At 50.7% G+C, this 10,504-nt stretch carries 8 protein-coding genes; 7 read left to right on the top strand and 1 reads right to left on the bottom strand.

What is annotated here, in order from left to right:
* The 7 genes from FT726_RS24355 to FT726_RS24325 all read left to right on the top strand — a co-directional run.
* A partial coding sequence (locus FT726_RS24355; protein ID WP_346303594.1) for a glucosaminidase domain-containing protein occupies positions 1 to 1,211 on the top strand: 1,211 nt, incomplete at its 5' end.
* Positions 1,208 to 1,570: a hypothetical protein gene (locus tag FT726_RS24350; RefSeq protein ID WP_346303593.1), complete on the top strand. Its 363-nt coding sequence runs from the start codon at positions 1,208 to 1,210 to the stop codon at positions 1,568 to 1,570. The genes FT726_RS24355 and FT726_RS24350, both read left to right, overlap by 4 nt.
* A gap of 216 nt (positions 1,571 to 1,786) precedes the next feature.
* Complete coding sequence (locus FT726_RS24345) at positions 1,787 to 2,536, top strand: hypothetical protein (RefSeq protein WP_346303592.1); 750 nt, start codon at positions 1,787 to 1,789, stop codon at positions 2,534 to 2,536.
* Positions 2,537 to 2,670: 134 nt separating this feature from the next.
* Positions 2,671 to 3,597: a hypothetical protein gene (locus FT726_RS24340; protein ID WP_346303591.1), complete on the top strand. Its 927-nt coding sequence runs from the start codon at positions 2,671 to 2,673 to the stop codon at positions 3,595 to 3,597.
* A gap of 134 nt (positions 3,598 to 3,731) precedes the next feature.
* Positions 3,732 to 4,172, top strand: coding sequence for a DcrB-related protein (locus FT726_RS24335; protein ID WP_346303590.1), 441 nt, complete (start codon positions 3,732 to 3,734; stop codon positions 4,170 to 4,172).
* A gap of 2 nt (positions 4,173 to 4,174) precedes the next feature.
* Complete coding sequence (locus FT726_RS24330; protein ID WP_346303589.1) at positions 4,175 to 8,512, top strand: RHS repeat-associated core domain-containing protein; 4,338 nt, start codon at positions 4,175 to 4,177, stop codon at positions 8,510 to 8,512.
* 11 nt (positions 8,513 to 8,523) lie between these two features.
* Positions 8,524 to 8,907 carry a hypothetical protein gene (locus FT726_RS24325; RefSeq protein WP_346303588.1) on the top strand — a complete coding sequence of 128 codons (384 nt, stop codon included), beginning with the start codon at positions 8,524 to 8,526 and terminating at the stop codon, positions 8,905 to 8,907.
* Positions 8,908 to 9,767: 860 nt separating this feature from the next.
* Here the strand turns inward: FT726_RS24325 and FT726_RS24320 are convergent.
* Positions 9,768 to 10,442, bottom strand: coding sequence for a YtjB family periplasmic protein (locus tag FT726_RS24320; protein ID WP_346303595.1), 675 nt, complete (start codon positions 10,440 to 10,442; stop codon positions 9,768 to 9,770).
* Positions 10,443 to 10,504 lie beyond the last annotated feature (62 nt).

The raw sequence follows: 10,504 nt of genomic DNA, 5'->3' as shown, positions 1-10,504 counted from the left end.
GGGTGAACGACGAGGTGGTGGTGGACTTCATCAACGGCGACCCGGACCGGCCGCTGATCATCGGTCGCGTGTACAACGAGGCGAGCATGCCGCCGTGGGCGCTGCCGGCGGCGGCGACGCAGATGGGGTTTTTGAGCCGTTCGAAGGACGGCACGGCGGACACGGCAAACGCGCTGCGCTTCGAGGACAAGGCGGGCGAGGAGCATCTTTGGATCCAGGCGCAGAAAAACATGGATACGCACGTTAAAAACGATGCCAGCCATTCGGTTGCCAACAACCACAGCCATTATGCGGGCGGCAATGAGCTGTACCGCGTTGAGACCAACCGTGTACACGGTATCAAAGGCGGCGAGGAGCTCCTGACCGGACAAGGCAAGCTGGACGCGGCAGTTGATACCTATGTTCTGGGATCCGGCACCAAACTGCGTCTGGAGTGCGGTGAAAGCGCTATTGAACTCAACGCTAACGGTCACATTAATATTGTCGGTAAGGGCTTCAATATTTTCGTGCAGGGCGATGGCCACATTACAACTTCCGGCGGCAAGCTGAACCTGAATACTGACGGTGCAAAGCCCGGCACCGGTGCGCCTGGTGCCGATCACAAACAGAATATCAGTAAAGCGGTGGAGAACCTGTTCCCCCCTAAACAGAAAGGACAGGCGGCTCCGGCTGCGCCGAAAGCTGCGGTCTCTGCTACCGCTAAGCCGACCGCTGCACCTGTAGCAAATCACCCCGCTCGCAAAGCACGCCCGTTACCAGCAGATAAACAAGCTTTTTTTGATAAGGTCTATGCTGCAGCTAAGATCAGTGAAAAGAAAACGGGCGTTCCGGCAGAAGTCACTACGGCGCAGGCGATCCTTGAATCAAGCTGGGGAGATTTGGTTCCATTTGATAAGAAAACGAATACAAGTAGTAACAATATCTTTGGAATAAAATCATTTGGTTCTAAAAATGCTGCGGAAACCGTAACGCATGAGTATGTCAACGGTAAGAAAATCAAAATTGTTGATAGCTTTGCAACTTATGGCTCGGTTGAAGAGAGTATTGAACAACATGGTCAGTTTTTGATGGATAATAAACGTTACAGTAGTCTTTTCAAATCTTCAGATCCTGTTGAATGGGCGAAGGGGCTACAAGAGAAAGGCTATGCAACAGATCCGGAGTATGCTAAAAAACTTATCGGGATTATGAAAGGTAGAGGGATGATATGATTAAGTTTTTAATGGCGATGATGATTGCCTTGCCCCTGGCAGCTTCAGCTAATGATTTTTGTGCAAAGTTAGATAAGTCAGGGATTTCTAACGGGGACCGGTTTGATAATACTGATAATCTGTACAAAGTCGGAGGGAAAGGACATTTGCAGTTTTATTCAGCGCCTGATGAAAAGTGTTTATTAAAAGGGACATTTGTTGTGCCAAATGATGATCTTTATGCCTATGTTGAGCAGAATGGATTTTATCGGGTCATGTACCTCACTAACGATGGTGATCAAATCATGGGCTGGGTTAAAAAAGACAGATTGCTTGCAACCCACAAGGGTTTGGCTCCTGACTATAACAACCCCAATTAATTATTTTGCTCAACCTCCTGGGCTGCCAGGGGGGAGTGTTATGTAATCAATTGTCCATACGATAAAGTGCGCTGGCCATCATAGAGGTTTTTCTATTTTTGGTGATTTATATAGCTACAATAACCCCGATAATTACTGCAATATAAACTTCTCTATGCGTTGGAGATCAGCGTACAGATTGAATTTCGAAGCCAAGGTTAGCTGGAGCCCCTATTAATGTCGCTTCCGAATATGATTAAGAAATATATTTTTTCAAAAAAAGCCTGCTTTTTCTCAATGATATTGCTTTCTTTTGCGGCTCCTGTATGGGCTGCGATAGATTTCAACGGTGAGTGGTCTGGTACTGCGGGTAATGAAAATAGCTCCGATTATTCCACGTTAAATATCAAGCTCAGACAAGTTGATGGTAAGGTTGTTGGGCGCTACTGCTACATTAAGAATAGTGGTAATCGTATTGATTGCCCTGATGGTGATGAGAATAACTTACATGGCGTTGTGAAGAATAATAAAGCTAATGTGAAATTTGACTCTGTCTTTGGTGGTAAAAATGGAGAGGCTGAGTTGACATTAAATAATAACGCCATGCTTTGGCATTTAATTGTACTGCCGAGCCATGGTGAGTTTTATGCTCCCAAAGATTTTTCTCTTAAAAAGATAGAGCCAAATAGAAATGCAATGTTAAAAAGCAGGGTTTTTTCGACATCAGGATTCACCGTGACTCTTGTAAATAACTGTGGGGGTTTTTATACCAGTTGTAAAAATGTAAAGTATTATGGCATGAGAAATAGCGATGGTAGCCAGATTTCACTTACCGGCCACACAATTGATTCCCCTGATGCAGCCAAAGCAGTTGGTATGATTTTCAATAATGGAAATATAGAGTATGGCATTAATTTTGAGCCGTTAACGCTGACGGTATCAAGAGACAAAAAGGTATTGCTATCACAGGATGGAAAGTGGGAATGAAAATGTCCAGGAGCGTATTGCGTAAATTGTATCTTGCCAGGTTAATAAATGATTTTTAGATTTTTATATACAGCTGTATTATCCGGGTTGATGATCGATTTGAGTTTTAAAAAGTTGGCTTGTCGGGTAAGTTGATGCGTAATAAATTATCTTTATTTAGTGTTGTGGCAGTTATGGTTTTTGGCATGTTGTCAGCCAGAGCAGACGTAGTGATGTCTGATTATAATAGCCTTGATAAAGTTTCATCCGTTTTTAGCAACAAAGATGTACTGCTGAAGCTAAAGAGCATTTTGGGCCCTGATTACGATACCTTCAGTCAAAACTTTGATGTGTATGGTGAACCGCACCTTACATCAGCAGGCGGATTGTTTGTGGAAGGCTGGTTAAGAGATCTCTATCTGGAACAGGCTTCAGCCTTTGTAATACAACCTGATGGCAGGATCTATGCTGCATGGACAGATGCTAAAACGGGCAAAATAAGTTATCGATGTAATGATAATACTGAGAAAAATCCGCAGCCTGATATTGCTGCCTGGGCAAAGCGTTTCAATAGCGACCCTGCGGGGGATTCTGCAGGTAACTTAGAAGCAAACTGTACCAGTAAACCTCTTTCAGCCTCCGACTTCAGTGTGGAAATCAATCATTATCGTGTCTCACTGGGAGACGAATGGGATAATCTGACAAAGCAGCACGCCGGAGTGCCGATTGCTGAAAGCTATGCTGGTGACAGACCTTCAGACGACGGAAATTATCATTATTATCAGTATAACTATCCAGGTTTTGATATTTATTCTTCCAATTTAAACTGGGGAAAAGAGCATCGCGACAGTGATAGCTATATCATAGCGCAAATCACCCTTAATTCTCCGGGAATCAAAACGTACAGAAGTGTTTCAGTTGGTGACAGCGAAAGCGCTCTGCAGCGTCGTTATGGCAAAGGCGCTGTAGATGACAGTGATGATCAATACTGGATTTATTACGAGGCTGATGGAAAACGTCTCTTATTTCAGATTGAAGAACATCGCATAAGTCATATTATGATGGTTTTTAATGATGCGTAATGTGTCATTATCGATAACTGGCTAATATGCAAATAAAAGTATCTACTGGCGATGGATCGGCTTAATTAATTTCGTTTCGCTAAAGTGATTCCACATAGATCCATCCTCATTTATTCCTCTAACGGATATCCAACATGCACTACCAATTCAACGAGGGCGCGTTCGCCCTGTTTCCGGCTGGCTGGCAGGATACCAGCATGAATATTCTGCGCGATGAGGCCACCGGGCTGGCGCTGATCGTCAGCCGTGGGCCAATCGCCGAAGGCAGCGATTTTGAGCAGGAGTTTCACCGTCAGTGGGATACGTTGCTCAGCCAGATGGGCCATGTAGAGCAGAGCGAATTTACACGCGTGCTGGCGGGAGCCGACAACACATTGCGCGCCATCGAAGTGGAAACGGCTTTTGATCGCAACGGGCAGGCACTGTGGCAACGTCAGCTGGCAGTAAACGTGCCTGAAACCAATGTGTTGATGATATTTACTTTTTCAGCCATGCGGCCTTTTGATGAAGAAGACGGGGCACGCTGGCATGCCTTCAAACAGAGCCTGACGCTGAACGCCCCACGGAAGGGATAATTATGGATAAGCACGCGGCCCGCCAGGGCGATGACATCATTCATTCCAGTATTTTCGCCGATATCACCAGTATCGTCGCTGAAGGTGCGGTCTACGCCGCGATGGGCGCGATTGTTGCCGGTGTGGCTACCGTAGCCGCTCCGCTGGTTGGCGTGGGTGCGCTGGCGGCGGTAGGCAGTAGCTGTCTGCTGAGCGGTATCATCGCGGGTGCGGTGGCGAATGTGGCAGGCATCACGGACGACATCAGCGCGGCTGCGGATGGTATTGGCGACATGCTGTTTCCGCCGTCGCCTGCGGGTGTCATTGCCAGCGGTTCGGATAATGTGATCATCAATGGCTTAGCGGCGGCTCGAGCGGCAGGCGAATTGACGGCAGGCGATACGCCGTTACCGGAAGCGCAGTCGGCCGGATTTTTTGCCGACTATGCCGGCAAGCTGCTGGCGGTTGCCGACCAGTTCGCCGGGGCGATGTGGCAGCCGACGATTGCCTCTGCTGCCGCAGGTACCTCGCCGCTGGAACAGGATAAAGTTGCGTGCGAGAAACACAGCGGGCCACAGTATCTCGCTGAAGGATCTAAAAGCGTATTCATCAACGGCCAGCCGGCGGCACGTGCTAAAGATCGCACCACCTGTGGCGCGACCATCAGCGATGATGTTTCAGCCAACGTCATCATTGGCGGTGAAACGCTAACGGTGCGGGATATCAAAAGCGGCAAACAGCCCGGTCTGGCGCTGGCGATGATCGGCCTGTCGCTGATCCGCGGTCGTCCCGGCCAGATCCTGAAAAATATGCCGTGTGCGCTGGCAATGGCGGGCGGCGGCATGCTGGCAGATATGTCTATCAACGCGATATTTTCCGCGCTGCACCCGGTACATGCAGCTACCGGCGTGAAAGTGCTGAATGATGATGCCGAGCGTGATTTCTTGCTGCCGGGACGTTTTCCCCTGCGCTGGCAGCGCAGCTATAACAGTCTGACGCAGCGCGTCGGCCTGTTTGGCCGTGGCTGGTCGACGGTGTTCGACAGCTATCTGACGCTGGAAGGCAATCAGGCCACCTGGTTTGATGACAACGGCCGCGAACTGCGTTTTGCCTTGCCCGGTGAAAAAGAGGTGCTTTACAGTATCAGCGAAGGGCTGATGGTGCGACGCAATGCGCACGGTGACGTGGCAATCGCTGACGATGACGGCGCGGTATGGCGCTTGTACAAACCCACCGCCAGAAATCCGCAGCTCTTGCGTCTCGCCTCGCTGAGCGACGAGTACGGCAACGCGCTGGAGATGGGCTGGGATGAGCAGAGCCGGCTGGTGCGCATCCATGATGAACCGCTGGCGATTGACGTGACGCTGCACTACAACGACGAACGCCATCCGCAACGCGTTACCGCTGCCAGTCACTTTGACGGTGAACAGCACTGGCCGCTGATGCGCTGGAGCTTTGATGATCACGGCCAGCTGACCAGCGTCACCGATGCGGCAGGCATTGAGACGCGCCGTTTCCGTTATAACGTGGATGGCCTGATGGTGTGGCACCGCCTGCCGGGCGGGCTGGAGAGCGAGTATCGCTGGCAGCTGTTTGATCACTGGCGGGTGATAGAAAACCGCACCAGCAGCGGCGATGGCTGCCGTATGCAGTACGATCTCACGGCAGGTATTACCCGCGTTTCTACCTACGATGGACAGCAGCGCGAGCATCACTGGAATGCACAGGGATTGATTACCTGCTACATCGACGAGCGCGGCGAGCAATGGCGCTACGAGTGGGATGACAATGAACTGCTGACGCGCCGTATTGACCCGCTCGGCCATGCGGTGAACTTTACCTACGACGAGCTCGGCAACCGCATTGAAGAGCAGGATGCCGATGGCAACGCGCAGACCACAGAGTGGTTAACGCATCGTGCCCTGCCCAGCGTCATCACCCAGCCTGGCGGCGCTGCCATCCGTTATTACTACGATATCCATCACGGACTGGAACGGGTGGTCGATGCGCTCGGGCACAGCACGCGTTATCTGCGCGATGAGTTTGGGCTGATCACAGAAGAGATTGATGCGGCGGGCAATCGCTATCGCCGTGAGTATAACGATGCCGGGCAGGTCATTCGCGAGACGGACTGCTCCGGCCAGACTACGCGTTACCGTTATCATCCGCTGGGCTGGCTGAGTTGTGTTACAGCAGCCGATGGCGAAGAAACGCGATACTACTATGATGCCGCCGGGCGGCCCCGGCAGATGGAACGTGCTGAAGGCTGGGAAGAACGTCTGGAGTGGAGCGAACGTGGTCTGCCAGTGGCGTATGCCTCGGCATACGGTAAACGCAGCGAATTCGCTTACGATCAGGCCGGCAGACTGACTCTCTCGCGAAACGCGCAGGGCGAAGAGGTGCAGCGCCGCTGGGACAGCCGTGGACGTTTAATCTCGCTGCAAAATCAGAACGGTGAAAGCTACCACTTCGAATGGGGCGCAGATTCGCTGCTGCTGGCGCAGATCGGGCTGGACGGTGTGGCAACACGCTATGACTACGATGCCACCGGACGCGCAGTTGCCCGCACTTTCGCCGCCGGTCACCCGCAGGCCATTACGCACCGCTTCGCCTTCAGCCCGGCAGGGCAACTCATGGCGCGCATCACCCCGGAAGGCCAGACGCGCTATGACTATACCGCGGCGGGCCAGCTGGCAAGCGTGGCGCAACATCTGCCTCTGGGGGAAAACCAGTGGAGCCGTGAAGCCGAGCAGGCGATTACCTTCGCGTATGACAAGGCTGGTCGCGTGATAGCGGAGCAGGGCGATCAGGGCAGCCTGGCGTGGCAGTATGACGCGCTGGGCAACTGCACTGCGCTGACATTGCCGGATGGCCGCCAGCTGAAACAGTTGTATTACGGCAGTGGCCATCTGCTGAGCATCGCGCTGGATAACCTGCCGGTCAGCGAATTTACGCGCGATACGCTGCACCGCGAACTGAGCCGCAGCCAGGGCGGACTGACCACGCGCAGCGATTACGATCGGCTGGGTCGGCTGGTGCGTCGCGATGTATTCGACGGTGAGGCACAGCGCCCGGCACCGCGCCGCTGGTCACGCCGGCGTGATTTCGACTACGGCAACAACCTGATTCGCGAACAGCGCGACGACAATCCTTTCAGCCAGACGCTCTGGCACTACGACAGCGCGGGCCGTCTGCTGGCGCAGGAAGGTGCACAGCCCGGTAATGATACGTGGCAGTGGGATGGCGCGGGTAATCCGCTGGACCGCAGCGCGGCAGCAGCGGTAACGCACAACCGTGTTACGCAGCTGAACGGCATCCGCTGGCGCTATGACGTGCACGGTCGCACCAGTGAAAAGGATGACGGTCAGACGCGCTGGCGCTACCGCTATGATGACGAGCATCGCCTGATCGAAGTCGTCAGCGAACCGCGCGATCGCAACAAGCCTCAGGTGCAGGTGAGTTTCCGCTACGATCCGCTCGGGCGCCGCATCAGCAAGCGCGTGCAGCGTTTGCTGCACGGCAAGCCAGCCGGAGCAGCGACCCTCACCCGCTTCGTCTGGGACGGTTTTCGCCTGCTGCAGGAAATACACGACGAAGTGCCACTGACTTATGTATACAGCGACGCACAAAGCTATGAACCGCTGGCGCGTATTGACGGCAATGAGGGCGCGGAGATTTTCTGGTTCCACAATGCCGCTAACGGCATGCCGGAACGCCTGACAGACAGCGAAGGCCGCATCAGCTGGGAAGGCATCAATAACGCATGGGGCAAGCTGCTGCGCGAAACTCATCAGCAACTGCCCGGCTACGACCAGAACCTGCGTATGCAGGGCCAGTACCTGGACCGTGAAACCGGACTGCACTACAATCTGTTTCGTTACTACGACCCGGACAGTGCGCGGTTTACGCAGCAGGACCCGATAGGGCTGGCGGGTGGGCTGAATCTGTATGTTTATGCACCCAACTCTATGACATGGATAGATCCGCTTGGGTTGAGTAAATGTTCAGATGCTGAAAGTCAGAAATTATATCGAGGGGTTAGTGCAAAACATCCTGAATTAGAAAATGCCAGAAAGGGTATTGTAAAACCAGCAAACCCTCATGCTGATTTGTCACCTGAACAACATGCAGAGGGTGGATTGACGGGTGAAAGCCAATTTGTATCATGGACTCCTGATAAAGAAATGGCTTTAGGTCATGCTAATAAAGACGGACCAGGAGGGGTTCTGCTGAGTGTCCCTGTCGGAGCGCCTCCTCAGGGAGCTTCATGGTCTTGGGGATGGACACATATTAACGACTGGGGCGAAGTTGAGATGTTGCAATTGGGTACACGAAAAGGCGTGATCGTCACCGTTTTATGAGGATTAACTGTATGAAGCATCTGAGTTACCTAAAATCCATTTTTCCTAAAAAACGAGAGGAATGGACAAGATATTTAAACGGTATACTTATGTCGGATAGCTTAATAATAGGTAATCCATATGATGAGGATTTGAATTTATTACTTCTTAAGTATAAAAAAAGGAACTATATAAATGAAGGACATGGAGAGGAAGTGTTAGGGCTTAATGATTTGGTTGTGAAAATAAATTCTTGCTTGGGCGATATTAAGGCTACGGTTTATCCATTGAAAAATGATGTTTATTCCGGTGATTGCATAGTCTTAAAAAATGAAATTATAGGGTGTGCTTTTATCAAGAGAGGTCGTTCCTCTTATAAAAAAGGGCTTTGGATAAACGGAAGTAAAATAGATTAAAGGAACTGTTTTTAATGAAAGTCAGAAGGTTTTTTAGCAATTTTTGCCGTTTTTTACCTTAGTCGATTGAGTGTGTGTATAAAATTGAGTTCAGCCGGAATACATAAAATTTACCTGACTCGGCATGAATCTAGTTGGAGAAACCAGTAATAACACAACAGATGTGAGCGTGCGTTATGCTTATGGAGAAAAAAGCTGCGAAAAAGTGGCTCAAATTGAAACGGAAGGAGCGTCCGTGATATAGGAAATCAACAAGAGATAAGTTATAAATAAAAGGAATTTATACAATTAATCCTGAGGGTAGGCCCTGAAGTGATGATAGAATGAAAGAAAAATTTGATTCTGTTCTACTATTTTAATGTGGGGTTGCTCAGCTCAAGCATTCAACAATCTTTGAAGTCGAGCCAGATAAATCACTAAAAGTTTTACTGAGTATATCCGCAATTAGGAAACCATGATTTCGAACAATTATATGCAGATAAGCGCATTATAAAGTTTGATGCTTTTGATATCCCCCTGAGTACTAATCATGAACTATGAATCTTACAGCGAAGTCCTTGCCTTTCTCAATGATTACTTTATGAGGAGTGTGAAGGATTCCCATTATCTGTGTAAGTTAAATAAAATAATTGAAAATTCAATGCATGAAAAGAATGTTCCTATTAGGTCTATTCACCAAACTTTTATTGATTACACGGAAGAATTCAATGATTACTCTATACAAGGCGAAAGTATGAGAGATGTATGGAGGAAGCTGCTCGTTATATGGCAGTAACCTATATTCATCGATAATTGCGTACAGTAATGTTAGCAGTGCTGCAACGTAATCCCTTACATCAGACCGCACTGCCCAAATGAACTCAACCCTCTTTCCTCTCCGGCTCCACACTCTCCGCCGCCGTCTCTTCCTCTTTATCCTCTTTCACCGTTCTGCTGGCCGTCAGCAAGAACGGGGATTGCTGCCAGCGGGTGCGGCGGTCGCGCAGCAGGGTACGGGTCAGGATAATGCCGATCGCCAGCGCCAGCAGCATCATCAGGCGCAGAATATTAGTGGTGTTATCCACCTGTCGCGATTCCGTTACCAGCACATGCGTATCCAGCGTAATACGCAGAAAACCCTGCGGCCCCTCTTTCCCTTCCAGCGGCTGGACAATCTGATGATTGAAATAGCTACCGGCACGTTTACCGTCGAGCGCCAGGCGGTCGCGCACGTTAATGCTCTCACCGCTGTGGGCCACCAGGCTGCCGTCGTCGGCATAGACCGAAGCGTCCAGCACACGGCTGTTATCCGTCATCTGATTCAGGATGGCTTCAATCTGCGTGCGGTTATCGTCGCTGTTGTCCATCAGCGGTTTCAGGCTGAACGCCACCTGGCGCGTCAGCGTGTGCGCCAGCTCCTCGACCTGTTCGGAACGGGCCATCTGATGGCCAAGACTAAACCATGACGCGCCCTGCATCAGCACCACTAACAGCGCCAGCGAGATAAGAACGATCACCGTGCGATGCAGGCGAAATTTCAGTGCGGTTTTGACCATCAGAAACCCGTGTGACGTAACAGCAGAAAGGCTGGCAATTATGTTGCCAGAACCCGCGCAGA

This window comes from Pantoea sp. Morm (assembly GCF_016643525.1).
GTDB classification, from domain to species: Bacteria; Pseudomonadota; Gammaproteobacteria; order Enterobacterales; family Enterobacteriaceae; genus Pantoea; species Pantoea dispersa.
This window is presented reverse-complemented; position numbering and strand designations above follow the sequence as displayed.

Excerpts from the sequence above, each read along its gene's own strand:
- FT726_RS24350 (WP_346303593.1), top strand. The coding sequence starts at position 1,208 with ATGATTAAGTTTTTAATGGCGATGATGATTGCCTTGCCCCTGGCAGCT.
- FT726_RS24345 (WP_346303592.1), top strand. The coding sequence starts at position 1,787 with ATGTCGCTTCCGAATATGATTAAGAAATATATTTTTTCAAAAAAAGCC.
- FT726_RS24340 (WP_346303591.1), top strand. The coding sequence starts at position 2,671 with ATGCGTAATAAATTATCTTTATTTAGTGTTGTGGCAGTTATGGTTTTT.
- FT726_RS24335 (WP_346303590.1), top strand. The coding sequence starts at position 3,732 with ATGCACTACCAATTCAACGAGGGCGCGTTCGCCCTGTTTCCGGCTGGC.
- FT726_RS24330 (WP_346303589.1), top strand. The coding sequence starts at position 4,175 with ATGGATAAGCACGCGGCCCGCCAGGGCGATGACATCATTCATTCCAGT.
- FT726_RS24325 (WP_346303588.1), top strand. The coding sequence starts at position 8,524 with ATGAAGCATCTGAGTTACCTAAAATCCATTTTTCCTAAAAAACGAGAG.
- FT726_RS24320 (WP_346303595.1), bottom strand. The coding sequence starts at position 10,442 with ATGGTCAAAACCGCACTGAAATTTCGCCTGCATCGCACGGTGATCGTT.